Annotated in this window: 22 protein-coding genes; 11 read left to right on the top strand and 11 right to left on the bottom strand. The window is 61.4% G+C overall.

The window, feature by feature from the left end; translation table 11 throughout:
* The first annotated feature begins 541 nt into the window (after positions 1 to 541).
* On the top strand, positions 542 to 1,189 hold the full coding sequence (locus tag K0B93_RS13725) for a hypothetical protein (RefSeq protein WP_219867737.1): 648 nt from the start codon (positions 542 to 544) through the stop codon (positions 1,187 to 1,189).
* Between the two features lie 206 nt (positions 1,190 to 1,395).
* Positions 1,396 to 1,791, top strand: coding sequence for a phosphate-starvation-inducible protein PsiE (locus tag K0B93_RS13720; RefSeq protein ID WP_228743375.1), 396 nt, complete (start codon positions 1,396 to 1,398; stop codon positions 1,789 to 1,791).
* Positions 1,792 to 2,014: 223 nt separating this feature from the next.
* On the opposite strand, the gene K0B93_RS13715 is transcribed toward K0B93_RS13720, so the two are convergent.
* A complete protein-coding gene (locus tag K0B93_RS13715; RefSeq protein WP_228743374.1) occupies positions 2,015 to 4,021 on the bottom strand; it encodes a TonB-dependent receptor domain-containing protein in 2,007 nt (668 codons plus the stop codon).
* 128 nt (positions 4,022 to 4,149) lie between these two features.
* Here K0B93_RS13715 and K0B93_RS13710 point away from each other — a divergent pair, with 128 nt between their 5' ends.
* From K0B93_RS13710 to K0B93_RS13700, 3 genes are all read left to right on the top strand, one after another.
* Positions 4,150 to 5,415 (top strand): ATP-binding protein, encoded by a 1,266-nt coding sequence (locus K0B93_RS13710; RefSeq protein WP_324125154.1) that lies wholly within the window; start codon positions 4,150 to 4,152, stop codon positions 5,413 to 5,415.
* Positions 5,408 to 5,941: a response regulator transcription factor gene (locus K0B93_RS13705; protein WP_219867735.1), complete on the top strand. Its 534-nt coding sequence runs from the start codon at positions 5,408 to 5,410 to the stop codon at positions 5,939 to 5,941. Before K0B93_RS13710 ends, K0B93_RS13705 begins: the two co-directional genes overlap by 8 nt.
* Before the next feature lie 146 nt (positions 5,942 to 6,087).
* Entirely contained in the window at positions 6,088 to 8,226 is a 2,139-nt protein-coding gene (locus K0B93_RS13700) for a putative bifunctional diguanylate cyclase/phosphodiesterase (protein ID WP_219867734.1), read from the top strand.
* Here K0B93_RS13700 and K0B93_RS13695 read toward each other — a convergent pair.
* The 8 genes from K0B93_RS13695 to K0B93_RS13660 all read right to left on the bottom strand — a co-directional run bounded on the left by K0B93_RS13695 (position 8,162) and on the right by K0B93_RS13660 (position 17,385).
* Positions 8,162 to 8,821, bottom strand: coding sequence for an energy-coupling factor ABC transporter permease (locus tag K0B93_RS13695; RefSeq protein ID WP_219867733.1), 660 nt, complete (start codon positions 8,819 to 8,821; stop codon positions 8,162 to 8,164). The genes K0B93_RS13700 and K0B93_RS13695 overlap by 65 nt on opposite strands.
* A gap of 82 nt (positions 8,822 to 8,903) precedes the next feature.
* Entirely contained in the window at positions 8,904 to 10,637 is a 1,734-nt protein-coding gene (locus tag K0B93_RS13690) for a SulP family inorganic anion transporter (RefSeq protein ID WP_219867732.1), read from the bottom strand.
* Positions 10,638 to 10,644: 7 nt separating this feature from the next.
* Positions 10,645 to 11,511, bottom strand: coding sequence for an MBL fold metallo-hydrolase (locus K0B93_RS13685; protein WP_219867731.1), 867 nt, complete (start codon positions 11,509 to 11,511; stop codon positions 10,645 to 10,647).
* A 78-nt stretch (positions 11,512 to 11,589) separates the two neighbouring features.
* Entirely contained in the window at positions 11,590 to 13,056 is a 1,467-nt protein-coding gene (locus K0B93_RS13680) for a diguanylate cyclase (protein WP_219867730.1), read from the bottom strand.
* Between the two features lie 89 nt (positions 13,057 to 13,145).
* On the bottom strand, positions 13,146 to 13,766 hold the full coding sequence (locus tag K0B93_RS13675; RefSeq protein WP_219867729.1) for a tetratricopeptide repeat protein: 621 nt from the start codon (positions 13,764 to 13,766) through the stop codon (positions 13,146 to 13,148).
* A complete protein-coding gene (locus tag K0B93_RS13670; protein ID WP_218636374.1) occupies positions 13,763 to 14,545 on the bottom strand; it encodes an SDR family oxidoreductase in 783 nt (260 codons plus the stop codon). The genes K0B93_RS13675 and K0B93_RS13670 overlap by 4 nt, the downstream gene beginning before the upstream one ends.
* Entirely contained in the window at positions 14,532 to 16,703 is a 2,172-nt protein-coding gene (locus K0B93_RS13665; protein WP_219867728.1) for an AMP-binding protein, read from the bottom strand. The genes K0B93_RS13670 and K0B93_RS13665 overlap by 14 nt, the downstream gene beginning before the upstream one ends.
* Positions 16,687 to 17,385, bottom strand: a complete 699-nt coding sequence (locus K0B93_RS13660) for a thermostable hemolysin (RefSeq protein WP_219867727.1) — start codon at positions 17,383 to 17,385, stop codon at positions 16,687 to 16,689. The genes K0B93_RS13665 and K0B93_RS13660 overlap by 17 nt, the downstream gene beginning before the upstream one ends.
* Positions 17,386 to 17,553: 168 nt before the next feature.
* On the opposite strand from K0B93_RS13660, the gene K0B93_RS13655 reads away from it, so the two are divergent.
* The 5 genes from K0B93_RS13655 (at position 17,554) to K0B93_RS13635 (ending at position 22,934) form a co-directional block, all read left to right on the top strand.
* Entirely contained in the window at positions 17,554 to 18,237 is a 684-nt protein-coding gene (locus K0B93_RS13655; protein ID WP_219867726.1) for a response regulator transcription factor, read from the top strand.
* Positions 18,234 to 19,643 (top strand): ATP-binding protein, encoded by a 1,410-nt coding sequence (locus K0B93_RS13650; protein WP_218636370.1) that lies wholly within the window; start codon positions 18,234 to 18,236, stop codon positions 19,641 to 19,643. The genes K0B93_RS13655 and K0B93_RS13650 overlap by 4 nt, the downstream gene beginning before the upstream one ends.
* Before the next feature lie 95 nt (positions 19,644 to 19,738).
* Positions 19,739 to 20,506 carry a glycosyltransferase family 2 protein gene (locus K0B93_RS13645; RefSeq protein ID WP_218636369.1) on the top strand — a complete coding sequence of 256 codons (768 nt, stop codon included), beginning with the start codon at positions 19,739 to 19,741 and terminating at the stop codon, positions 20,504 to 20,506.
* 1 nt (position 20,507) lies between these two features.
* Positions 20,508 to 21,176, top strand: a complete 669-nt coding sequence (locus tag K0B93_RS13640; RefSeq protein ID WP_219867725.1) for a TVP38/TMEM64 family protein — start codon at positions 20,508 to 20,510, stop codon at positions 21,174 to 21,176.
* Between the two features lie 9 nt (positions 21,177 to 21,185).
* Entirely contained in the window at positions 21,186 to 22,934 is a 1,749-nt protein-coding gene (locus tag K0B93_RS13635; RefSeq protein ID WP_219867724.1) for an ArnT family glycosyltransferase, read from the top strand.
* Between the two features lie 26 nt (positions 22,935 to 22,960).
* Here the strand turns inward: K0B93_RS13635 and K0B93_RS13630 are convergent, their stop codons facing one another.
* Complete coding sequence (locus K0B93_RS13630; protein ID WP_219867723.1) at positions 22,961 to 23,521, bottom strand: lipid-binding SYLF domain-containing protein; 561 nt, start codon at positions 23,519 to 23,521, stop codon at positions 22,961 to 22,963.
* 250 nt (positions 23,522 to 23,771) lie between these two features.
* Between K0B93_RS13630 and cobS the strand changes: the two genes are divergently transcribed.
* On the top strand, positions 23,772 to 24,536 hold the full coding sequence (gene cobS / locus K0B93_RS13625; RefSeq protein WP_285368515.1) for an adenosylcobinamide-GDP ribazoletransferase: 765 nt from the start codon (positions 23,772 to 23,774) through the stop codon (positions 24,534 to 24,536).
* A gap of 13 nt (positions 24,537 to 24,549) precedes the next feature.
* Here the strand turns inward: cobS and K0B93_RS13620 are convergent, their stop codons facing one another.
* The gene (locus tag K0B93_RS13620) at positions 24,550 to 25,218 is read right to left on the bottom strand and encodes a DNA-3-methyladenine glycosylase I (RefSeq protein WP_218636364.1); all 669 of its coding nucleotides are present in this window, start codon (positions 25,216 to 25,218) and stop codon (positions 24,550 to 24,552) included.
* Positions 25,219 to 25,228 lie beyond the last annotated feature (10 nt).

The raw sequence follows: 25,228 nt of genomic DNA, 5'->3' as shown, positions 1-25,228 counted from the left end.
TGGTTCCATGGAACGGGGGACTGCACTGGGCTAAGCTTCTGCAATCACAAAGCGCGTTGTCTAATTGCTGTTAAGTGAAAGTAAGGGAAGCCGACATCGAGAAGTTGCTCAAATCTAAACATCTCAAAGCCATCAGCTGGATTTCCATTGTCAGTAGCTCTATCTCTGTTGTGACTCTGATTTGGCTTGTTGTGGTTTCTTATCTTCCTCAGTTGATTTCATTGTATTCCCAGTCCTTTTTCTATTCGCTTGCGGCCGGCATTTCGCTCACTATCACCATAAGCACTCCCAATGGGACTGCTATTGGTTTCTATCGTTTCGCCTTGATAATGATGATCCTTTGTATTCGGATGCAACGGGAGCACAAGCACTTAACCAGTAGCGCCGCTCGGACGCCCTGAAGTGCGCCTGTGGTTATCTGGTTCAGCATTGCCAAGCACTCAGCTGGCAGATTTGGTCGTCATTTCCGAAGTTCGAGGGTTTGCCAGAGTGAGCTGCGGTGAAGGGCAGCAGGAACATCAAACACCAGGGAGAGGTACTTTTGGCTAGTGTCAGTTTTGATTTTAAGTTCAGCGTGCCCCAGTCAGCTGCCATGCGGGCGTTGTTGAAGCAGTTCCTTGGCTACACAGGCTATTTTATGACTGCTGTGTCCGCAGCTGTCTGGATGGCGTTGGGTCTGCTTGTCGTTGCTCTATTCTCACAAAACGCAGTTATCGTCATTCTGGAACTGTTGGTGGAATGGGGTGGTGATGTCTTTGCGCCTATGAAAGAAGGGGGACAGTTGGTTTTCAGTACCGACATGACCCAGCGGGGCAAAAACGACGTGGATGGCTTGCAAGCAGCGCTATCGGTCGTGGCGAGAGTGTCCCTGGTACTTTATGTTCTGGGTGCCGTGGGAAGGGCAATCTTTGGGACGAAACTGACTTTGACCCGGTCCGTGAAGCTCGCTTTTGTTCGGCGAGCGTCTCTCGTTGTGTTCGTGGCAATTCCGCTCAGTAGCGTCTTGCAGTTCGAGTCCGGTATAGGGCCAGATTCTTTCTTTATTGCCGCATTTCTCGCGGTCTTTATCACACCTGTGCTGTTACTCATTGGGTACTGGTCCGTTTTCTGGAATCACATGGTGATTCAGGCGATTCGCTATGTGGATGAGGGTGGTGTGAATGTACCCACGCTACAGGTAGAGCGCTGAAGTGGCTCTGGAGCCACTACGAATCATGCATAACCAGCTTGCTGTTGCCAGACAATTTTCCACCGCTTCGCGGCTCCCAAGTGGCCGCAAAGCTCCGAGTCATATATCGCTGATGGCGGTGAGTATCAGTTTCCCGGGCTTTACTGAGAGACTCGACTGGCGGGTAGACTATCCAAAAAATGAATCATAACAACAAGGCGAACAAGATGGATACTTCCGAAAAGAATGTGGCGCTCAGTATTTTTCAGATGATTGAGCGGCTGTTGCTGATCATCGTTGTGGTAATGACCCTCGGGGGCGTGGCATTCGAGCTTCACTCACTGTATGTCGCCCGGAGCATCAATCTTGCGGACATTCTGCTGATGTTTCTGTATCTGGAAGTCATCGGCATGGTTGCCGTGTTCTACTCAGACCGGCGGTCTGCTTCGGTTTTCCCGATTTTCATCGCCATTACGGCACTGGCCCGACTGATCATCCTTCAGGGCAAGGACATGGCACCTGAGAACATCCTGTTTGAGGCCATTGCCATCCTGATCCTCTCCATCGCGGCGTTTGTCATGACACGCCTGAACCAGGTGAGAAAAGGGGAGTCCGACATCTGATCGGTTGAAGACCAGGTACCTTCCTCTAGAACGAACAGAAAGCACTCTAAAAACCCGCTAGAATGCGCCCCATGGAATGGCTCACCCACTCACAAACCGGTTTCCGTCAGGCGGCGCGCTACCTGCTGAGCATGCGCCATGTCACTTTAATCGAGCATAGATGCTGAATCCCGAAATCATATGGATCAGGGACAAAATGTGGCCAAATGACGCCCGGTCCACCTCACCATCGAGCCGTCAGTGCCGCGCGGAGCGTGCGACCGGGTTCGTTGACCCGCACCGCTTCGGGGCTGAACGGATCCGTGTTGGCGCGACTGACGTGGCGGGCCCAGGTCTTATCGAGCAGGTTATCCATGGCCCAGGACAGCGTCAGGTAATCCGTCATTGCGTGGCTTCCCGACAGGTTGAGGACGCCATGGCCCGGTGAAGTGGCGGCGTCCAGTCCTGAGGCCAGATCCACCCGATCCTGCCGGCGGGCAACCACCCACTCCAGCGTCAACTGGTGCCCCCGGTACTGCCAACCGACTGTCTGCACAAATTGCAGCGGGGGAATCTGCGGCAGCGCCTGGTCGTCGTCCCGGTTTTCCCCCCGGACTGCGGCCAATGCGCTGTTCGAGCGCCAGGTTCCGTTGCTCCAGCCCAGTTCCGCTTCGACACCGAGCAGGCGCGCATCGATGTTGCGATAGATACTGACCTGATCGCCATTTCGGGTGCGCAACACGTAATCGTCTACCTGATCCATCCAGACCGCAGGGCGCCAACGCCAACCGGAGCCCTGCCCCGGCAGAGCAACCTCCAGCTTGTGATGCTTTTCGGTATCCAGGGCCGGATTACCGACCCAGCGCATGGCCGGCATCATGCTCCAACTGGCAATGTAACGCTCGGTCACGCCCGGGCTGCGAACACTGCGAGAGGCATTGACTTCCAGCGACTGGCGCGATGAAAAGCGCCAGTCGCCGGTGATAAACCCGCTGACATTGTCATCCGTCGCTTTGGTATTGGCCGTGTCATACAGCGCCCGGTAGATGCCCGCCGCGGACATCGCCATCATCCCGCTGCCAAAGGTTTTGTCTGCGGCGTCTGCGTCCATTGCCACGCGGTCATAGCGCACCCCGGCACCGACCTGCATCGCCGGGGTCAACCGTTGGAAGGCTTCGGCGAACACGCCGAAACGGTCCCGATCCACATCCGGCCACAGTACCGACGTCAGCGTATCCAGCCCGGGGCCACCCAAACGCTCGGCGTCCCAGTTGTTGGTCTCAATGTCGGTGCCAATGGCCCAATTGGTCTGCGTGCCCGGGTTCTGATCCAGAGTCAGCCGGACTCCACGGGTCCGGGTTTCAGAGACCGTCAGCATGTTCATGGTGGCCGGGCGCAGGCTGAAGTTGTCCATAATGTGGTCCACGTCCGCGCTCCACGCCAGAAGCTTCCAGTCACCGTCAGCAACCGGCGCTCCCAGCTCCAGCCGAGCGATATCGGTATCGGTTTTCGGGGCATCCATACCCGAGCCGGCGTATTTCACATCGCGCTCTTCCTGGCGGCTGACCAGTCCCTTGAGGAAAAGGCCATTGTCCGCCTTCCAGGCGGCATCCATCCGCCCTTCCGTGTTCCGGTAAGCGCTACGTACCTCGTTACCGTCGCCATCCTCGTAATCGTCGGCTTCATCGTGGCCGCCCGCCACCCGGAACCAGCCGCGATCGTTGCCAATTGCTGCGCTGCCATTGACCAGCCGACCATTGCCGTTATCTGCGCCTCCGGCCGTCAGATGTCCGGTCGTCAAACTCTCGCCAAAATCCGGATCCGGCGTGGTGGCAATGACCTGCCCGCCGGCTATGGCGCCCCAGCGCAGGGTCCGGTTGCTGGTCCGAACCTCCAGTCCGGGCGCAAGTGCCGCACTGAGCCGACTGGTTGGCGGGTCCATTCGATTCGGGCACGCCCCCTCCACCCGGATTCCGTCCAGCAGCACATCCACCCGCTCCTGGCCCTGGCCCCGGACAACGGGCTCCAGGCCACGACCGCCCATTCTGGACAATGAGACCGAAGGCTCGTTCGCCAGTCTTGCCACCGGCTCGGAGGCAAGCGCCTCACTGCCCCTGTCCTGGCGATGACCTTCCGTGACTCGAATCAGCAGCGCTGACCCGGACGTTTCCTCCGCCTGGAGGGCCATCGGCCAAGCCACACTGACGGCGACAAAAGCCAGTGCAAACCGGCCTGTTTGCGTTTTCTTCATGAGTTAACACCCTGAACAAATGGAATTTTCGGCCAATCATAATAGCCTCGGCGCAACGGCGCCTGAGGCAGAATGCCGCACTCCAAAGTCGCCATAGCGGCATGTAGGGCCCGGAAAAACCCGCTAGAATGCGCCCCATGGAATGGCTCACCCACTCACAAACCGGTTTCCGTCAGGCGGCGCGCTATCTGCTGGGCATGCGCCTGTCCATTGCCGCCATTCAACTGGTCGCCCTGGCGATAGCCGAGACCATGATGGTGCTGACGTATCGGGCCGAGGCCACGCTGATCAGCCTGCTCTACGCCGTACTGGCGACACTCGGCTGGCTTTGGTTCACACGCCGGCCACCGAAGGCGGCCCTGACAGTGAGCGCCGGCCTCGCCCTGGATCTGCTGATGATTGGTGGCTGGCTGCTGCTGACTGGCGGCTTCACCAACCCGTTCACCTCACTGCTCCTGTTGCCTATTGCGGTGGCCATCCTCCTTGTACCGCTCAGCCAGAGCGTCGCGCTCACCGGTTTCGGCATTCTGGTCTATACCCTGCTGGTGGTCTGGCACCTACCGGTATCAAGCGGCCCACACAGTACCGACATGGCGCAGTTGCACCTGTTCGGCATGTGGGCCACCTACGCACTGACCTCCGCCATACTCCTACTGGTGGTCGGCTCCCTGGCCCGCCGCGTCCAGAGACAGCAGGCCCAATTGGCGAACATCCGGGAAACCCGTTTGCGGGATGAACAGATCATTGCCCTGGGCTTGTCGGCGGCGGGTATTGCCCATCGCCTGGGGACACCACTGAATACCTTGACGCTGCTCGTTGAGGAATTGCGCCACGCGCCCAAGGAGCAAGATCTGACAGAGGATCTGAACCTGATGGGTCAGCAGCTGAGTCTGTGCGCCGATCACCTTCGCCAGCTGTCTGATGCGGCGGTCAAGGCGAAAACGGCACAACCGGAAACCGTCAGTGTGAGTGACTGGCTGATGCGCCTTCGGGAGTCAGCAACCCTGCTCTGGCCCGCCGGCATTATCGAGTGGCAGTCACCTTTTCCCGAAACGCCCATCAAGGTTGACGCAACGCTGGATCAGGCGGTCCTGAACCTGCTCGCCAATGCCCTGACGGCCAGCCCGCAGTGGGTGGGTGTCAGGGCAAGCGACAGCGGCAACGGCACGGTGGACGTGGTAGTCGACGACCACGGCGAGGGTTTGGCACCAGAGCGCAAAGACACCCTTGGTGACGGCGTGGTGTTTTCCGAATCCGGACTGGGCGTGGGCCTGTTCCTGTCGAACGCCACCATTCAGCGTTTCGGCGGCACCCTGAAGGCCCGCGCGGGCCAGACCGGCACCACCATGATCATCTCCCTGCCCCGGGCCAAAGAGGGAGAAATTGATGGCTGACCCCACGACGTGGCTGCTGGTCGATGACGACGAGGCCTTCCTGCAAGTCCTGCAACGCTCTTTGGGGCGCCAGGGTATCGGGGCAACCGTTGTCAGATCGGGCACGGACGCCCGGCAATGCCTTGAACGCCGCCGATTCGACCACTGTGTGCTGGATCTGAACCTGGCCGGGGAGAGCGGCCTGCAACTGCTGCCTGATTTACTGGCCCTGCAGCCGGACCTGAAAGTCCTGGTCTTGACCGGGTACGGCAGCATTGCCACCGCCGTGGAGGCCATGCGCCAGGGCGCCGTGAACTACCTCTGCAAGCCGGTTACAGTCGGCCAGCTGGTCACCGGCTTTGAGCCCCCGGGGTCAGCACCGGCCCTGCGCCCGGCACCGCCTTCGGTCGAAGAAATGGAATGGGAGCACATCCAGCGCGTGCTGAATGAACACGAGGGCAACGTATCCGCCACGGCACGTGCCCTGAACATGCATCGCCGGACGCTGCAGCGAAAACTTCAGAAACACTCCCAGTGGCGGCACTGAGCCCCGGCTGCGACAAAATCCCGCCGAAAAATGACTTCCGTCAACCCGACGCGACCAATTGGGCATGAGTTTGCGGCGGCCGTCGAGTAGCATCCTTCGCCATTGACTAGATGCCGTTTTTTTCGGGATAGGAATGCGACAGATCGATGCCAACAGCCCCGGCCCTGCACCCAACGATTTCTGACCCTCTGACCGACCGACTTGCCAGAGTCGCCTCGATAACCCGCAACATGGTGATCCTGCTCGACAGCGCCGGAGTCATCGAATGGGTTAACCTCAGTTTCGAGGAACACACGGGGTACTCGTCGAGTCAGGCCATCGGACACACACTGAGCAATTTGCTGGCCGGCCCCGACACCGATCCGGAAACGATCAGGCGTATCCGGCGAAAGCTCTATCAGGGTGGCATAGCAGAGGAAGACGTCCTCAATTACAGCAGGTGCGGTACGCCGTTCTGGGTAAACCTGTACTGCGCGCCCCTCGACGACGATGGCCAGCAAGGCTTTATTGTTGTCCAGACCAACGTTTCCGACCGCAAACAGGGCGAACGCAACCTGCGCATTGCCGCCAGCGTGTTTGATCGCAGCCACGAAGCCATCCTCATCAGCGATTGCAATAACCGGATTCTGGACGTCAACCCGGCCTTCTCCCGAATTACGGGATATGGACGTCATGAGGTGCTTGGGCTGACCCCGACCATCCTGAGTTCCGGGCGGCACTCGTCAGAATACTACCGCTCCATGTGGCACGCCCTTGAACAGACCGGCCATTGGCGCGGCGAGATCTGGAACCGGCGCAAAAACGGCGAGGAATACATCGAAATGCTGTCCATCAGCCGGGTGCAACTGGACGAACCGGGCACGTTCTACCACGTTGCGGCGTTCTCGGACATCACGGCCCTGAAGAACCACGCCCGGGAACTGGACCGGGCCGCCAACTACGACAACCTGACCGGGCTGCCCAACCGGCAACTGCTGACCGAGCGCCTTCGCTCCGCGTGCCTGCACTCCGACCGGCAACAACGAGGCCTGTCGGTCTGTTGCCTTGATCTGGACGGTTTCAAGGAACTCAACCAGCGCCTGGGGCAGGCCGCGGGCGACCAAGCCTTGCGGACCATTGCCGAACGACTCACCCACGCCGTTCGCCGGGGCGATACCGTTGCCCGGATCGGGGGCGACGAGTTTATTCTGCTGATCCAGAGCGACTATCCCGAAGGCGTATACCAGCGCATTCTGGATTGCGTGAGGGAGCCGCTCGAGATCGCTGGCGACGCTGTTGAGGTTACCGGCAGTATGGGCATCACCCGGTACCCGGCGGACCGGACCGATGCCGAGGGCCTGATCCGGCATGCGGATCAGGCCATGTATCTGGCCAAGGAGATGGGCCGCAACCAGTTTCACTTCTTCGATCCCGGCCTCGACGAGTATCGGCGACAACGCCGAAATCAACTCATGGAGCTCACACGGGCGCTGGAGAACGAAGAGTTCGAGCTGCACTTCCAGCCCCAGATCCGGGTCTCTGACTCAAAGCTGGTCGGCCTGGAAGCACTGATTCGCTGGAACCACCCCGTGCGAGGCCAGCTGACGCCGGGCGACTTCCTGCCAATGCTGGACAACAGCAATCTGGAGGTACCTTTGGGGCAATGGGTGGTCAAGGAAGCGATCCATCAACTGAACGTCTGGAAAACTGCCGGCGAGGATTTTGCCGTCAGCATCAATATCAATGCCCAGCACCTCATGGACCGAAGCTTTGCCACTTACCTGGAGAGCTACCTTCACAGCCACGCGGAACTCGATCCCGGCCAGATCACCCTCGAAGTCCTGGAGTCCACAGCGCTCGAGGACACAAAGCGCGCCAGCAATGTGCTGGCCACCTGCCGGAGCCTGGGCCTCAAGGTCGCACTCGACGACTTTGGCACCGGTTTTTCATCACTGACCTATCTGCGCACTCTGCCGGTGGACCTCATCAAAATCGACCAGACCTTTGTGCGCAACATGCTGGCGAATGCCCATGACCGGGCGATCGTCGAGAGTGTGATCTTTCTGGCCCAGCGCTTCTCGCGGCCCGTCCTGGCCGAAGGTGTCGAAACCGCCGAGCATGCCCGGGCCCTGCGGGACATGGGCTGTCAGTTTCTCCAGGGTTACGGGATTGCCCGCCCGATACCCGCCCGCCAGGTTCTGGACTGGGCACGGCAATGGCGGCACCACAGCGATTGCTGGCTCAGCGGTAGCGGCGCTGGTCCAGTGTGGTCAGGCGATCGGGATGGAACACCATCAGGCCGGTGACGAAGGTACCGTTCACGAAGCCCTCGGGGATCATGAACAGGGGCAGGTAGCGGATGTACTCGTGCACCAGCTCCCCGAACTCGTACACGCCGCTGCTCCAGAGCATCAGGCACATCACCGTTCCGGCGGCCGCCACCGAGATGCCGGCGCCGAAAAATCCGCAGAAAAAGATGTAGGCAAAGAAATTCCGGAAGTTCCGCCGGCGCTCCCAGAGCATGATGCCGTGACTGACCAGCGCCGGCACCATCACCGTGACCAGGCCGTTGGCCGCAAACATCAGCAGGGGTTCCCGGCCCGTGATCACGGTGATCAGCAACGCCAGTAATCCAGAGAGCACCGCCAGCGCCCACCCCAGCATCAGGGTAATCACGGTGATCCCAAACACATGGATGGCCAGGCCGGGCGAAATGCCCGCACGCATTTGCCAGAGAAACCCCAGCACGACGGCTGCTCCGAAGAACGAATGCTGCAGCGCGTTGTCGCGTCGGAAGGCCTGCCAGTCAATGGTGCGTACCGCCCGAATCAGGATCAGCAGGAACAGCACCAGGGTTGTGAGCCACTGGCCGGTCGATAGCAGGTTTTCAGTCATGCCCATAATGAACGTGCCACCGTCTGAGCTCCGGGAAATACTCCCATGATACCGGCCTTACCCATCATATGGGCAAGCCGGCCGTGCGTCAGACAGGGATACGCTGGGGTACTCGGTTGCCGATCAGTCGCTGCCAGGCTTCGAAGGTGCTGAGGAAGACCTCCCCGCTGAGCTTGGCCAGCAAGTCGGTTCGCTTGAGCCGGTCCATCACCGGCCCCTTCACCTCCGACAGATGCAGAGTCACGCCGGCATCCCCCAGCCGCTCATTGATGGCCTCCAGGCTCTCCAGCGCCGAGGCATCAATGAGGTTGACCGCCGGACAGACCAGAACCAGATGCTTGAGTTCCGGCTCTTCGGACACCAGATCCATGACCCGCTCCTCCAGAAACCGGGCGTTGGCAAAGTACAGGCTTTCGTCCACCCGCAGGAAGGTCACCTTGGGGCACAGCTCCACCTCATGGCGAAGCACATTGCGAAAATGCTCGGTACCCGGGACACGGCCAACCACGGCGCTGTGGGGCCGGCTGGTACGGTACAGGAAGAGTCCGATGGACAGGGCCACCCCGGCGATAATGCCCGCCTCCACACTGTGCACGAGGGTCGCCAGGATGGTCGCCAGCATGGCCCCGAAGTCCGGCCGAGAATACCGCCAGGTCCGGCCCAGTGCCGGCAGGTCGATCAGCGTGGACACGGCCACGATGATGGTCGCCGCGAGTGTGGCCTGGGGCAGATAGGCGATGGCCGGGGTCAGGAACAGGGTCGCCAGGGCGATGCCCACCGCCGTGTAGGCACCGGCTGCGGGCGTCTCCGCGCCGGCGTCGTAGTTGACCACCGAACGGGAAAACCCGCCCGTCACCGGCATGCCGCCGGACAGGCCGGCGCTGAGGTTGGCGGCGCCAAGGCCCACCAGCTCCTGATCCGGATCAATACGCTGGCGTCGCTTGGCCGCAAGCGTCTGACCCACCGACACGGATTCAACAAAACCGACCACGCTGATCAACAGGGCACTGACCGCCAGCTGTTGCCAGAGCTCCCAGTCCAGACTCGGCAGGGTTAACTCGGGCAACCCGGCCGGCACGGAGCCAACGAGCCTGACACCGGCTGCCCCCAGGTCCAGTTGCCACGCCACCACCGTGGTCACCAGCACGGCCAGAATCGGCGCCGTCTTGGTAACGATGTCGGCCATTCGCGACGGCAATCCGGCGGCCATTAGCCAGGTTTTGAGATATCGGCGCGCCAGCAGCAGAAACACCAGGGCCCCGGCTCCGATGGCCAGTGTCGCCAGGTTGATCTGGTCAATCGACTGCACCAGGGAATGGATGATTTCAAGCAGGTTATGGCCGGACGCCGGGATCCCGAACAGGTGCTTGAGCTGGCTGGCAGCGATCACGATGCCCGAGGCGGTAATAAACCCCGAGATCACCGGGTGGCTGAGGAAGTTCGCCAGGAAACCCAGCCGCATCAGGCCCATGGCCATGAGCATCAGCCCCGACATCACCGCCAACAGAATCGCCCCGGCGACGTACTCGGGCGTACCCACGTCGGCCAGCGGCGCCAGCGCCGCCGCCGTCATCAGGGAGGCGACAGCCACCGGACCCACCGAGAGCGTACGGCTGGTTCCGAACACCGCGTAGACAATCAGCGGCAGGATACTGGCGTACAGCCCGACCTGGGCCGGCAACCCTGCCAGCAGGGCATAGGCCAGTGACTGGGGAATCAGCATCACGGTGACAATCACCGCAGCCACCAGGTCACTGGTGGCCTGACTCCGACCGTAGGACGGCAACCAGTTCAGCACCGGCAGGTAGCGTTTGATGTCCATGCCCGCCTCAGAACCGGTTAATCGGTACTTTCAGGTACACCTGTCCGTTGTCCTCTTCCGGCGGCAAATGGCCCGCCCGCATGTTGACCTGGACCGACGGCAAGATCAGCCGGGGCATGTCGAGAGTCTCATCGCGCTCGGTGCGCATCTTCACGAATTCGTCTTCGGAAACGCCTTCGTGGACGTGCACATTGGCTTTGCGCTGCTCGGCGACGGTGGTCATCGGTTCAAACCGGTCCCGGCCGGGTGCCTTGTAATCGTGGCACAGGAAGATCCGGGTCTCTGGCGGCAGGGCCAGCACCTTCTGGATCGAACGATAGAGCGTCCGGGCATCGCCGCCCGGGAAATCGCAGCGGGCGGTGCCGTAATCCGGCATGAACAGGGTGTCGCCGACGAAGGCGGCATCGCCGATCACGTAGGTCAGGCACGCCGGCGTGTGCCCGGGCGTGTGCAACACCCGGCCCTCCAGGCCGCCGATGCTGAATGTATCGCCTTCGCGGAACAACCGATCGAACTGACTGCCATTCCGGGCAAACTCGCTGCCGGCATTGAACGCCTTGCCGAAGATTTCCTGGACGTCGCGGATGTGCTCGCCGATGCCGGTCCTGCCACCCAGCTTGTCATGCAGATAGGGCGCCGCTGACAGGTGATCCGCGTGGACGTGAGTCTCCAGAATCCACTCCACCGTCAGGTCCTGCTCACGAATGAAGGCGATGATGTTGTCGGCTGAGTCATGCGCGGTCCGCCCCGCCGCATAGTCAAAATCCAGCACCGAATCGAGGATAGCGCAGGACCGACTGTCCGGATCCCGGACCACGTAACTGAAAGTGTTGGTGGGCTCGTCAAAAAAGGGTTGGACGATGGGGTTGCTCATGGGTTTCACCTCCGGAGCGAATCTATATTTTATTCTAAGGATATACTATTAAGTAATATGGGGTGAAATGCTGATTTTTTATATACGAAGGACTCCTGATATGTCGACGGCACAATCGCGGCCGGCCTGCTTGGCCAGATACAACCGATGATCGGCGCGCCCAATCACGGTGTCCACAGAGATCATGCTGTCGTCCCGTTCCCGTACCGACGCCAAACCGGCGCTTACCGTTAGCGGGATCTCACGCCCCTCGAACACGAACCGGCCGTGCCGCACCGCATCGAGAATTCGGCTGATCGTCTGGTGCACGGTGGCCTGCTCGGTATCGGGAAACACCACCATGAATTCCTCACCGCCGAAACGGGCGACCACATCCGTCGACCGCACCAGATCAATCAGGATGTCCGCAAACCGTCGCAGGGTATAGTCGCCACCGAGGTGGCCAATGGAATCGTTGATCTGCTTGAAATGGTCAATATCGAGCATGGCAACGGTGAAATTCTCGTCGTAGCGCTCGGCCCGCTCGACCAGCTCATTGAGCCTCGGCATCAGATACCGCCGGTTGTGCAGGCCGGTCATGGGGTCGCGGATGGACTGGCTCAGCAGTTTTTCTTCCAGGATATGCCGTTCGAGGGCGCCGGACAGCAGACCGGAAACGATGATCAGCAGGTCGGACTGGTCTTCGCGCCATTTCCGCGGGGCCAGCGAATCCAGCCCCATGAAACCAACCACCTGGCCCTGAACCCTAACCGGCACGCAGAATACGGATGCCGCCTCACTCGTGGCTTCAATGAACACCACTTCGTTTTCGTCAACCATCTCAAGCAGCTTCTGCCCCCACTCATCCTGGTCATCCAGGGGCACCGACTGGTCTTCGTCGATCACGGACCTCACCCCGTCACGGCACCACTGGTGGGTCTTGGTTGCGGAGGTGTGATCGTCGTTGAAGGCGTAGAGGTAGGTCCGGTCCGCGGTGAAGAAAACACCAACACTTTCAAGCAGTTCAGAAATGCAGTCGTCTATCGTGCCAAATCCGACATTGATGAACTGGGCCGACAGGCGCGCAACCAGCTTCTGGAATCCAGCCTGGAACGAGTACTCGGCTTCGCTGTCACGAAGCTCCTGTTCCAGTTCCTTGTAGTGCTGGATGTTGTGGAACTGGCCGTACCAGAGCGTGCTGCCATCAGCCTGGCGCTCTGGCCTGGAATGGGCTTCGTACCATTGATAGCTGCCATCCTGCAGACGCAGGCGGGCCCGGTATTGCCAGGGCTCCAGCGTACGGGCCGACTCGAAGATGCTGTCCTGGAGGCCGCCGGCATCATCGGGGTGGACAATCGCGAGCACGGCATCCGCGTTCTGTTTCAAAGCCTCGGGGTCTAACCCGAAGCGTTCCCGGATCTGTTCACTGACGTAGGGGTAGCAATGGGCGCTTTTGTCGGCGCTGAGCCAGTAGGAAAAGAGAATGCCCGGGACCGCCGACGCCAACTTGTAAAAGAAATCTGCGGATGGGGCTTTTGTCGACGGTGAAGCCTTGTTGGTCGCCATGACACGCACTTTTCCTGGTCGAGGGCCTCCCGCCCTCTTTGCCCCAAGTGTAGTCCACGGTGACGGGTGCAGCGAGTAGCCGCCCGGCCTCAGAGCGTCTGCAGGAGCTGCCTGGCCTCGTCCCGTCGGCCGGTATCCGCCAGTTCACGCCCGGGCCGGGACGGCGCTTCCAGCACTTTTTCCAGGTAGCGACGGGCCTGCTCCGGCTGGTCCTGCTCCCTCAGGAAGTCGCCGTAAAAAAAGTTGGGATCAATGCCGTCGGGATTGATCGCCAGGGCTTTCTCCAGGTATTTCCGGGCCTTGTCGTCGTCACCGAAACCCAGGGGCCAGCCCGGCACCTGGTAATAGAGACTGCCAAGCGAGGTGTAGGCCGAGCCCTCCAGCGACCGGGGATCAATGGCCAGGGCGGCTTCAAGGGATTCCCTGGCATCCTTGACCAGCCCGAGTGCTCCCAGCCCGCCCTTGGCCCCGGCGTAGGTACTCAGGACAATGCCCTGCCAGATCAGCGGTTCCGCGTGCCCCGGATACCGGGCGACAAATGCCTCGGCGGTGTCGGCCAGGGCCTCAAAGGCTTTTTCTTTCTGATCCTCGGGCACCTGGTACTGGATTTCGGCCCAGCGCTGCTGGATGTCGGCGAGCTCCGCGTTCAGGTCAGCCGCCAGGGCCGGCACAGCAAGCAGCCCGGCCAACAGGAAAATGATCGCCCTCATGACAACACCTCCGAATTGAGAAAACGCCGGATGACCGGCAACTGTTTCAACATGGCCTTGTCCACAATGCGCGGCAGGATTCCGTTGATCACGACGAACAACTTTTCCGGCCAGCCCAGAAAGCGGCGAAGGTCGTCGTTTTCCATGGCCTTGAGGATCTGGGCAGCCACCGCTTCGGGCGCGTCCATCTTGTTGCCGAGAGCGTGATTGAGCTCGTTTACCGCCTCCGGATTCATGGCCGTGGCGGTGGCCCTTGGCGCCACGTAGACCACCTGCACGGGGGTATCCGCGAGTTCCCGGCGCAGGGCCTCGGAAAACCCGCGCACACCGAACTTGGTGGCACAGTAGGCGGTGTATCCGGGAAAGCCGATGCTGCCGAAGGTGGAACCGACAAAGACCAGCGCGCCGTAACCGGCGGCCTCGAAACGCGGGGCAAAGTGCCGGGCGACCAGCATGGCACTGCGGAGGTTGACCATCAGTTGATCGTCAATGGCCGTGACCGGCAATTCCCCCAGACTGGCGAAGTAGTTCTGGCCTGCGCAGTGAATAACGCCGTCGATATCCGGATAGGCCTCGCTCAGCCGAACAAGCTGATGCTCCAGGTCCGGCGCCGCCAGGTCCAGGTGCACCGCCGACACCCCGCTGAGTCTGGCCAGTCCCTCCGGTTGGCGGGACGCCACGATCACCTTGGCACCGGCGCGAATCAGGGGCTCAACCAGGGCCTTGCCAATGCCGCCAGTCCCGCCGAGCAACAGGAACACCCGATCATGCAGCCTCATGTTGCGACTCCTTGCGACCGGTCTGCACGGGGATGCTGTGCAGCATGTCGCCGTATAACCGATAGACCATCCGGGCCGACTCGATAATGGCCTGCTGGTCATCGGCATCGGTGATCTCGTTCATCAGCTTTCGGAAAAACTCGAAGTGTTCCTGGTCCAGCGCACCGTGGGAATACAGATAGCTGAAGGCCTCATCCGGCAGGCCCAGTTGCTTCTGGATCTGCTCACCCAGCGGCGTCGCCAGCTCAATGGAGGTCCCCTCAAGCACCTGCACCATGCCGAAGAAGGCCGCCGGGTTGCCGCGATCGATCTGGTCGTACAGGTAGGCCACCATCAGTTTGATCGAGGTGTCCGGCTTACCCTGACGGATGCTTTCCCTGTCGGCGCCACAGGCTTCGAGATCGTCCAGGATCCATTCGTGATGGCCGTACTCCTCTTCGATGTACTCCACCAGAGCCTTGCGCACGAATTCCAGCCGTTCCGGCAGGCGCCCGCCGCAGGCCATCATCAGCGGCACCGTGTGTTTGACGTGGTGGTAGGCCTGGGTCAGGAACCAGATGTAGCTCTCCAGATCGAAGCGGTCCTCCTGGATGGCCCGGATCACCGGGGCCTCGGTGACGTGTTTGCGGGCGTCTTCGGTTTCCTGCTGCAGTCGGTCAAAAAATGCCATGTGAAATCCTCCTGGCGGGTTCATCAGTGAAAACGTCATATCAATGTGGGTGGCGTCGGCCAGCAACGCCGTCAGATCGGTTTGAATCCGGGACCGGACTGGCCGCCCGTTTGCGGTAATGTGGCCCTCGGCCTGGCAGAGCAACTGCTCGCGCACGTAAACAGTCGCCAGTCGCGCGTAATCGGGCAGTCGATCGTTCAGTGCGCTCAATGCATCGGCGATCCGTGCCGGCGACTGGTCCTGGGTGACGGTGATCAGGGCACGCAGATGCGGCTCACCATCCCCAAACACGACCGCCTGGCGGGCGCCAACCGCCTGCACCAATTCGCTTTCCAGCCATTCCGGGCTGACGTTGCGTCCGAAGCTGGTGATCAATAAGTTCTTGGATCGGCCATCGACCCGGAGAAAGCCGTCGCTATCCAGCCGCCCCAGATCGCCGGTGCCCAGGCTCTCGTCCGCCCGCAGCGGATCCCCGAGATAGCCCAGGTGAGTGTTGCCGTGAACACGGATTTGCCGATCGTCATCCAGCGCAACCCGAACGTGGGCCAGTGGCTGGCCCACGGTGCCCGGCCGATCCTGACCCGGTACGTTCAGGGCCACCACCGAGCCGCACTCCGACAGGCCATAGCCCTCGAACAGAGGCAGGCCCGCACGGCGGCCACGGGCGAGAAGATCCGGAGACACCCGGCCACCGCCCACCGCAAGAAAACGGAATCGGCCAGGTTCAAGATGCCCCCGCTCGGCAGCGTCGACGAGCAGGCTCGCCAGCTCCGGTACGAGGATGACCGAATGCGGTCGGATCCGGTTCAGGCCCGCCATCAGCCTGGCTCCGTCAACGCCGCTGCTTCCGGTCATTCCGAGGGTCCCCAGCGGGGCCAGCTCGACCGTGGCGCCCATCAGCAGGGGCAGGTAAACGCCGGCAATGTTTTCCAGCAGCGTGGCCAGGGGCAAAATACACAGGTGATGGCGCAGCTCGAGACCGCCAAGGCGCTCGCGCAGGGCCTCGGCGGTAGCCGCCATCTGATCGGCAGAGAGGCACACGCCTTTGGGCGTACCGGTACTGCCAGAGGTAAAGGTGATCTTGGCGGTACCCGCGGGCACCCGCACAGCAGCCGCGGTCACCGGCAGGCTTTCCAGCCAGACCCCCTGCCCCAGCTCGTCGCGGCCCGGCCCCGGTTCCGCCCACAAAAGACCATCAAGGCCGGCCCGAGCGATCAGATGATCGGTCTGGCTACGGGAGAAAAATCCGGGCACCGGGACGCAAACAACGCCGGCCATCAGGCAGGCCAGATCGGCCAGCACCCAGGCCGAGGTGTTGTCACCGGTCAGACCGACCGAGGCCACGCCCCGCGCTTCAAGCCTTGCAGCGAGCCCGGCAGCGGCGGCGTACAGATCGCGAAACGTCATTTCTCCTGCCGGTGATTTCAGGGCGATCCGCTCGGGTGTACGGCCCACCTGGGCCGCCAGCATGTCAGGCAATGCAGCCATACTGGTTTCCTCTTTCCGCGTCATTGCCGTTTACCGGAAACGTGACCTTGAGCAGACCGGCGGCCTTCAGCGCCGCCAGACTTTCGGCGACGCTCACCGCCATGACTACCGGGTGATGGTCGTAGTAGCGGCCCCAACCGGCACCACCGTCGGCAAGCCGGGCCGGATCGGCGTCGGCCAGAACGTGGGTATCGATCCCGAGCCGACGGAAACTGTTCCGCAACTGGTCGGTGCCCGTGCACACCACCCACTGATAGCCAGCGCCATCCAGCCACACCGCCAGGCTGGCAAACAGGTAACGGCTGACACCGGCTTCAACGCCGGCAAGGTGGGCAATCTCGGCAATCGCCTGGCGACCGGGACCGGGCTCCGGCATGCGGTTTTCAACCGGTTCACCGAGGTAATCTTCCAGAAACAGGGACTCACTCGCGGCGTTACGCACACCTACCGCCGCCAACAGTGAGCCGTGGGCGGTGGTCAACACCAACAGGTCGGGAATACGCAGGCTCGGCTGGGCACCATAGGCCAGCAGAAACCGACGCCGGATAAACTGGCCGACCTCTGCCGCCGTTCGGGTGTCTGCGTCAACTCGGCACAGCCAGCGGCCGGCACATCGGATGACGGGTTCCACCTCGTCGGAATCCGGTGGGCAACAAGCGGACATCATGAGTGGATCTGACATAAGCGGTCTCCAGTAGGTGACTGGCAAGGCCTGATAGAAGGCAGTGCAAACTGAAGGTCAGATTAGGGAGGCAGCCTTAATCCAGGCTTAACCGTTGCCGCGAGTTTTCTTAAGCCGGCCTTAAGGTTTTTGTGCCAGACTTGTATCGTTTTCCAGGTCGGGGCCACCATGCGAATACTGCTTGTAGAAGACGATCACCCACTCGCCAATACCATGCTCGACATGCTGCGGGACGACCAGAACACGGTTGACTGGCTCGATGACGGCCTGCAGGCGCTGAACGCTCTCTCGAATGAGCAGTTTGACCTGGTTATTCTGGATCTGACCCTGCCCCGGGTGGATGGCCTAGACATCGTACGGCGCGTTCGACAGCAGGGCGTTCAGACCCCCGTGATCATACTGACCGCCCGTACCGAACTCGGGGAAAAGCTGCAGGGCCTCGACTCCGGCGCCGATGACTATCTCACCAAACCCTTTGCCATGGCCGAACTCAAGGCCCGAATCCGGGCCGTGACCCGGCGCGGTGCTACGACATCGCACAACGGACTGGTGATCGGCCGGCTGATGCTGGATACGGACGCCAGCCAGCTGACGGTCGACGGGGAACAGTTCAGCCTGCCCCGCAGTGAGTTCCAGATACTGCATTACCTGATGCGCCATCCGGATCAGGTCGCCACCCGCCGGCGGCTTGAGGACCAGCTCTATGGCTGGGAGCATGGGGTGGAAAGCAACGCCCTGGAAGTACACGTCCACCATCTCCGGCGCCGGGTCGGCAAGGCCACCATCCGAACCGTAAGGGGGGTCGGCTACCTGCTCGACAGTCAGGCCGCCGCTTCCGGAGCCCAGGAATGAGCTTGACCCGCACCCTGACCGTTATGGTCGCCACCATGGTCCTGCTGATCACGCTGATTACCGCAAGCTGGGGCTTCTATGTCAGCAACCATCAGCTGGAAGAGCTGTTCGACGCCGAGCTGGCCCAGAGCACCCGTATCGTGCAGGGGCTGGTCCAGCATCTGTCCGACACCCAGTCCCGGGAACAGCTGGCCACCATACTGTCCAAAACCCTCAAGCTGCCCGAAAGCGCGCTCTCTGAATCTGAGGAAGATGAAATCCTGCCGGACGGCTCCGGCCACAAGTATGAGAAAAAAATCGCCTTTGAAGTCTGGTCGCCGGAGCAGGATCCCCTGCTCAACACACTGCGGGCCGATGACAAACTGGAACTGCAGCCGGGATTCGCCTGGACCGAGGTCAGCGGCTTCCTGTGGCGAACATTCACCCTCCGGGATCCGGCCACGGGTTTCTGGATTCGTACGGCCCAGCGCGAGGACGTGCGCGAGGAACTGAGCGAAGAACTGGCCCTGGGTAACGTCCTGCCGCTGTTGCTGGCCCTGCCCTTGCTGGTGATCGCCGTGATTGTGGCGGTTCAGGTCGGCTTCCGCCCATTGCGGCGCCTGGAGCAGCCCGTGCGTTATATGGCTCCCGAACGCATTCACCCGCTTGACGAACGGCAGGCTCCCAAAGAAGTCGCCGGGCTGGTCAATGCAGTGAACGGCCTTCTCAGACGGCTGAACCAGGCCCTGGAACGGGAGCGGCGGTTTTCTGCTGACGCCGCTCATGAGCTGCGCACCCCGCTGACGGCCCTACGCCTGAATCTCGAGAAGGCCTGTGAGAAGGCCCCGGGGCAGTTTGAAGGCCTGACCCAATCGGTCGACCGGATGGTGTACCTCGTCGAACAGATGCTGTTGCTCAACCGGGTGGATGCCGGAACCGACTTCTCCCCTCAGTACCATAACCTGTCTGCCATCGTGGAACAGAGTATTGCCGATGTGGCGCCACTGGCGCTGAAAAAGGGTATTGAGCCGGTGCTCGAGGACGATGACGGCCAGGCCATGGTGTACTGCAACAGTGCCCTGATTAATACCCTGATGCGTTCCCTGCTGGCCAACGCCATCCAGTACAGCCCGGAGCACACAACCGTGCTGACCCGACTGGTTGCCTCCGGGGAGGGCTACCATGTGGTCGTCTGCGACCAGGGCCCGGGCATTGCGCCCGAAGAACGGGAGCGCGCGCTGAGCCGCTTTGTCCGGCTTGATCAACGCCAGGGCGGGGGTGCCGGGCTCGGTCTCGCCATCGCCCGACGCATTGCCGAGCTCCATGGCGGCCAGCTCACCCTTGATGATCGACCGGACGGCCAGTCCGGACTCTGCGTACACATCTGGCTGCCGGCCCAGCCCGCCGCATGGAGCCGTAAGGTTTAAGCTTTATTTAAGGTTACTTCCCGACAATTCCCGTCAGAGTGCTGGCAGATCCTGCCTGCCCCAACTGATTCGAGCAACATCGAGGGAGGTGAACTGTGAGTCGGGAAAAGTCATTGTCACTGGTGATCCCAGCCAGGGACGAAGAAGAAAACATTGCCAGCCTGGTGACTGAGATCTTCGCTGTGATGCGGGACTATCCGAATTTTGAGGTAGTGCTGGTGGACGATGGCAGTGCCGACCAAACCCTCGAGGCCGCCATTCGAACCGCGCGGTTGATGAACGGCCACCTGGTGGGAGTGCGTCACGACCGGAGCGTTGGCCAGAGTACAGCGCTGGCAACCGGAGTTCGGCAGGCCCGCGGCCACCTCATTGCGACCATGGACGGGGACGGCCAGAACGACCCGTCCGACATCCCCACGCTGCTACAGAAGACCTCCGCCATCACGGTTCCCGATTTCTGCATCGCCGGCTACCGGAAAAACCGCAAGGACACCGCCTGGAAACGCTTCCAGTCACGCCTGGCCAATCGGGTCCGCAACGCTTTTCTGCACGACGGTGTGCCCGACACCGGCTGCGGACTCAAGCTGTTTCCGAAGGCGACATTCATGAAACTGCCCTGGTTCGACCACGGCCACCGCTTCATTCCGGCCCTGGTCAAAGGCCTGGGGGGCGAAGTGGCGGTGGTGGAAGTAAACCACCGCCCGCGGGGCGGAGGTACCTCCAAGTACACGGCCTGGAATCGGGCGTGGGCGGGCATTCTCGATCTGTTCGGCGTGATGTGGCTCCTGCATCGAACCCGGACCCCGGTCATTGCCGACATCGTCGAGTCGGAAAGCCGGGCGCCCGTTGCAAAGGCCTCCTGACATGGGAAACTGGTTACGCTGGCTGGTCTTCGGCGTGCTGGCCGTCGCCGGCTTCGTCGCGGTTCAACAGGGCTGGCTGGGCTTTCTGTCGGATAAAAACCTGGTCGCCAGCTATATTCACAGCCATGGCGTGGCGGGGCTGATGGAGATCATCCTCGCGGGCGCAGTATTCACCGGTGTCGGGGCGCCGAGGCAGTTACTGGCGTTTGTTCTGGGGTATGCCCTGGACGGGCTCAATGGCACCCTGCTCTCAACCCTCTCGACTGCCCTGGGTGCCACCGGCTGCTTCTTTACTTCCCGGTGGCTGCTGCGAACGTCGCTGACCGAGCGCTTCGGCCAACGCATGCGCCAGTTCGACGACCTGTTTCGCCAGCAGACGCTTCTCAAGGTCCTCATGGTGCGGCTGTTGCCGGTGGGCAGTAATCTGGTAACCAATCTGGTCGCCGGCTGTTCGGAGATTCGCTTTGCCCACTTTCTGGCGGGCAGCACCCTCGGTTACCTGCCCCAAATGCTCGTATTTGCCCTCGCGGGCGCCGGCGTCGGTCAGGCCGATCATTACGAACTTCTGCTGAGCATAACCCTGTTTATCATTGCCTCCGCCATTGGCGCCTTTTTGTACCACAGCCACAGGGCAAAAGCGCTCGCCAGCCCCGTTTCCAGCCAGTCCTGAGACCCGAACATGCCCGCATCGCCCTATTTCCGACACCTCCCGGACTCGTTGCTCCACCTGTCCCGCAACCGGCTATTGCTCCTGCTGCTGGCCTTTGCTGCCGTCATGATTGCCACCGGCATTGGCCTCCGTTCGCCCTGGCCCGCCGATGAGCCGCGCTTTGCCGAGGTCGCACAGGAAATGGTGGCGTCCGGCCAATGGCTGATCCCCATGCGCGGCGGCGAGTTCTACCCCGACAAGCCGCCGGTGTTCATGTGGAGCATCGCGTTTTTCTACTGGCTGACCGGTAACCTGAAAGTCGCTTTCCTGCTGCCCAATGCCCTGTGCAGCCTGTTAACACTGGGATTGGTCTACGACCTCGGAACCCGGCTCTGGAACCAGCGCACCGGCGCCGTTGCGGTGCTGCTGATGATGCTGGCACCACAATTTCTGGCCCAGGCCCAGAAGGCCCAGATTGATGCCATGGTGGCCTGCTGGATCACCGTTGCCTGCTATGGCCTGATCCGCCACTTCTTTACCGGGCCGGCCTGGGGTTGGTATTTCGCCGCCTGGGCGTTCATGGGGCTGGGGATCATCACCAAGGGCGTGGGTTTCTTGCCCGCATTGATGCTGGTGCCTCTGCTGGCGCTGAACTACCAGGATAGGGCGCGTTTCCATGGCGCCATGACCTGGCGCTGCGCCCTGGGCCCCCTGGCCATGCTCGCCGTGGTGGCGGCGTGGCTGGTGCCCATGGTGCTGTATGTGAACAGCGTGGGCACGGACGAGGCCCTAGCCTACAGGAACAACATCCTGTTCAAACAGACCGGCGAACGCTACGCCGATTCCTGGGGGCATCTCCAGCCCTGGTACTACTACCTCACCAGTGTCATTCCCGCCCTCTGGTTCCCACTGCCCCTGGTTTTCCTGGCGCTGTTCCGGCCGCTGACCGATGCCATCCGGCACCGTCCGGTGATTCTGGTGCAGCTGGCCTGGGTGGCCCTGGTGGTCCTGTTCTTCAGCATCAGTCCGGGCAAGCGCGGCGTTTACCTGTTGCCGGCACTCCCCATGTTCGCCCTTGCGCTGGCCCCGGTACTGAGCACGCACCGCCCGGCCCGGTGGTTTCCGCCGATACTCACCGGCCTGCATATGCTGATCGCGGTGGCGCTGGTCACCCTGGGTGTCCTGGCCTGGAATGATCACCCGAAACTGGTTGAAAAGGTCAGTGACTACAGCCGCGATCCCGCGCGGTTGCACGAGGCGGGGAGCCTGGTGTTCACGGTGGGACTGGTATGGCTGGCGAGCCTGCTCGGCCTGTGGCGTTCCCGGCCGCTGGGGCGCCTGTTCCTGGCCATGATGCTGAGCTGGCTGCTGCTGTCTACCTGGGGCTACCAGATTCTGGACCCCCTGCGTACACCACGCAACATTCTCGCAGCCGCTGAACAGAACGTGCCGGCAGACGCCCAACTCGGCATGATCGACTTTCGCGAGCAGTTCCTCCTGTTCTCGAAGCTCGATTTCGTTCACTTCAGTTTCTTTTCCAGCCTGCGGGACGAGGAACGCAACGCCTGGCGCTGGATGGGCGAGGGAGAACATCGCTTCATCCTGGTACAAGACAAGCTCGACCTGGACTGTTTCAGCCTGGATGGCGCCCGGGACCTCGGCGTCGCCCATCGGGAGCATTGGCTGCTGGTGGGCCCGGATCAACGGCTTCCGGACTGTGCCCCACCATCGAGAGTGCGCCAGTTCACCACACCAAGCCCGGGCGCCTGGCTGGATTGAACCGGCTCTCACCGACGCCCGGGGACCTATCGCTGGATTCGGGAAATCTTCGTACCTTCAATACTGACCCCGGCCATCAAGCCCTGCTGGCTGAAAATAAAGGCGTAGGCATCGTCCTTGAGTGACGACGTCGACAGGTTCTTGGCCACGCCTTCGTCAACCATCACGACCGTGGGCCCGACTCCAACCTCCCAGCCGTCTGACTTTTCCAGGTAGCTGACGGCCTCGTCGGTCATCAGGAACATGGCGTAGGCATAGGACTGGGCGCCGGCCTGGAATCCGAAGGTTCCAGCCACGGAGTTGTAGTAATCGACAACCTCCGAATCTTTCATCAACACGCCCTCACCATAACTGCCGCCAAAGACCAGCCCGGCTTTTACGATGTTCGGGAAAACCAGGACTGCCCTGGCGTCTTTGGACAGTGACTTGGCGACGGCATTGGTGTCGTAGAGCCTTTCCAATGCCTGCCGGGCATCCCGGTGCAAATCCTCGGCGGTTGCTGCCAGGGCCTGATGCCCGACGACCATCAGAACCATGGTAGCCAGCGCCAATATGGTTCCCTTTAACAAACTTGGTTTACTGTTCATGATGCCCCCCTCTTCCCGGTTCCAGGAGCCAGAACCGCGATATGGAATGGTGTTTCGGGGTCGAGACGAGACAGGCGCCACCGCCTGGCCCCTTACAAGACTGACTGCGGATCGAATGGTGACTGCTGTTCAGATGGGACGGCCAACTACCGGAGCATCTTTACCATGCGCCTGTTGGTGAAATTATAGTCCAGCTCGGAAAGAACCATGCAATCCGACTACAATGGCTCCTCATTTCAGGAGGTGCCAGGTGACCGTTTCGACACAGCATTTGCAGCGGGAGTGGCAAGCGTTCTGGCTTGCCGTCGGGTTCCTTACCCGAATTCCCATGATGATCCACATTGATTATTCCCAGCGGCTGATGAACCAGAGCAGCCTGTATTTCCCCTTGGTCGGTCTGGTGCTGGGTTGCCTTTATGCCGCCACCTACGGTGCCCTCACGCTGGCGTTCAGCCCTACCGTGTCGGTCATTCTGGTGGTCAGTCTGCACCTGTTCGTCACCGGTGCCTTCCACGAGGACGGTCTGGCCGACAGTGTTGATGCCCTGGGGGGCGGGTATACCGTGGAGCGGCGCCTCGCCATCATGAAGGACAGCCGTATCGGCACCTACGGCACAGTGGCGCTGGTCATGTCCCTGGGACTGAAAGTGGCTCTGCTGCTGGACGCGTCCGAGATCTGGCTGGCCATTCTGGTGGCGCCGGCGATAGCGCGGCTGGCGCCGCTGCTGATCATGTGGCAGTTGCCCTACGTGACCGATCGGGACAAGAGCCGGAGCAAACCGGTGGCCGACGGTTTTTCCCCTCGACGCCTGGGACTTGCCGCCGCGTTTACACTGGGCATTGCCCTGATCGCCGCGACCTGGGTTCCGGCAGCCATCACCGGCGCCCTTGCCGCGGTTATTCTCGTGGCGATGTGCTGGGGAAACTACATCCGCAATCAACTGGGCGGCTACACCGGCGACACCCTGGGCGCCAGCGTCGTGCTGTGCGAACTGGTGCTGCTGATGTTCCTGTAGATGCTACCGGTGCTCAGCTGTCGACGGTAAAGGAGAGTATCCGGGACAGATGACAGTAGGGCAGTCCGGTTTCCTCGTGCCAGTCGTTAAAGGCGGCCTGAGCCTGCATCAGCGCTTTCTTGCTGCCCGGCGAGGCGTCCAGCAGGTCGGCCCGGCGCAGGGCGGTCACCACGTCCGATGACAGGATGAAGCCGTCCCATCCTACCCGGCGCAGGAAATACTGAGCGCTGTTGCCCCCCAGCCGGGCACCATTGCGCTTGAGCCAGAGCAGCAAACCGGCCTGATCGTCTCTCGGCCACTGCTCGAGAAACTGCCCGAAACTGCCGTATTCTCGCGCCGTATCGACAATCATCCGGGCGTTCTCCGGTACCGTCCGGATCTTCTGCATGTTCCGAACAATGCGTTCGTCCCGGGCCAGATCCTCCAGCACATCGGGCGACACCTGTTGCCAGTACAGAGGCACAAAACCGTCGAACGCGGCCTCGAAATCCGGCCACTTGTTCTCGATAACGCGCCAGACAAAGCCGGCCTTGAACACACACCGTGTGAGTTCGGACAGGTATCGGTCGTCGGGTCTGGCCGCCAATTCACCAGCCTCCGGAACACGCGGCAGCAGCGCCCGCATGGCCGGCTCGCCACCCTTCAGGTTCAGGGCCCGCTCATAGATCTCTGAAAAACGCATAAGGCCTCAC

This window comes from Marinobacter sp. F4218, assembly GCF_019443085.1.
GTDB lineage: Bacteria > Pseudomonadota > Gammaproteobacteria > Pseudomonadales > Oleiphilaceae > Marinobacter > Marinobacter albus.
This window is presented reverse-complemented; position numbering and strand designations above follow the sequence as displayed.

Bases quoted from the DNA above. Each gene is read 5' to 3' on its own strand.
- K0B93_RS13720 (WP_228743375.1), top strand. From the start codon at position 1,396: ATGGATACTTCCGAAAAGAATGTGGCGCTCAGTATTTTTCAGATGATT.
- K0B93_RS13715 (WP_228743374.1), bottom strand. From the start codon at position 4,021: ATGAAGAAAACGCAAACAGGCCGGTTTGCACTGGCTTTTGTCGCCGTC.
- K0B93_RS13710 (WP_324125154.1), top strand. From the start codon at position 4,150: ATGCGCCCCATGGAATGGCTCACCCACTCACAAACCGGTTTCCGTCAG.
- K0B93_RS13705 (WP_219867735.1), top strand. From the start codon at position 5,408: ATGGCTGACCCCACGACGTGGCTGCTGGTCGATGACGACGAGGCCTTC.
- K0B93_RS13700 (WP_219867734.1), top strand. From the start codon at position 6,088: ATGCCAACAGCCCCGGCCCTGCACCCAACGATTTCTGACCCTCTGACC.
- K0B93_RS13695 (WP_219867733.1), bottom strand. From the start codon at position 8,821: ATGGGCATGACTGAAAACCTGCTATCGACCGGCCAGTGGCTCACAACC.
- K0B93_RS13690 (WP_219867732.1), bottom strand. From the start codon at position 10,637: ATGGACATCAAACGCTACCTGCCGGTGCTGAACTGGTTGCCGTCCTAC.
- K0B93_RS13685 (WP_219867731.1), bottom strand. From the start codon at position 11,511: ATGAGCAACCCCATCGTCCAACCCTTTTTTGACGAGCCCACCAACACT.
- K0B93_RS13680 (WP_219867730.1), bottom strand. From the start codon at position 13,056: ATGGCGACCAACAAGGCTTCACCGTCGACAAAAGCCCCATCCGCAGAT.
- K0B93_RS13675 (WP_219867729.1), bottom strand. From the start codon at position 13,766: ATGAGGGCGATCATTTTCCTGTTGGCCGGGCTGCTTGCTGTGCCGGCC.
- K0B93_RS13670 (WP_218636374.1), bottom strand. From the start codon at position 14,545: ATGAGGCTGCATGATCGGGTGTTCCTGTTGCTCGGCGGGACTGGCGGC.
- K0B93_RS13665 (WP_219867728.1), bottom strand. From the start codon at position 16,703: ATGGCTGCATTGCCTGACATGCTGGCGGCCCAGGTGGGCCGTACACCC.
- K0B93_RS13660 (WP_219867727.1), bottom strand. From the start codon at position 17,385: ATGTCAGATCCACTCATGATGTCCGCTTGTTGCCCACCGGATTCCGAC.
- K0B93_RS13655 (WP_219867726.1), top strand. From the start codon at position 17,554: ATGCGAATACTGCTTGTAGAAGACGATCACCCACTCGCCAATACCATG.
- K0B93_RS13650 (WP_218636370.1), top strand. From the start codon at position 18,234: ATGAGCTTGACCCGCACCCTGACCGTTATGGTCGCCACCATGGTCCTG.
- K0B93_RS13640 (WP_219867725.1), top strand. From the start codon at position 20,508: ATGGGAAACTGGTTACGCTGGCTGGTCTTCGGCGTGCTGGCCGTCGCC.
- K0B93_RS13635 (WP_219867724.1), top strand. From the start codon at position 21,186: ATGCCCGCATCGCCCTATTTCCGACACCTCCCGGACTCGTTGCTCCAC.
- K0B93_RS13630 (WP_219867723.1), bottom strand. From the start codon at position 23,521: ATGAACAGTAAACCAAGTTTGTTAAAGGGAACCATATTGGCGCTGGCT.
- K0B93_RS13620 (WP_218636364.1), bottom strand. From the start codon at position 25,218: ATGCGTTTTTCAGAGATCTATGAGCGGGCCCTGAACCTGAAGGGTGGC.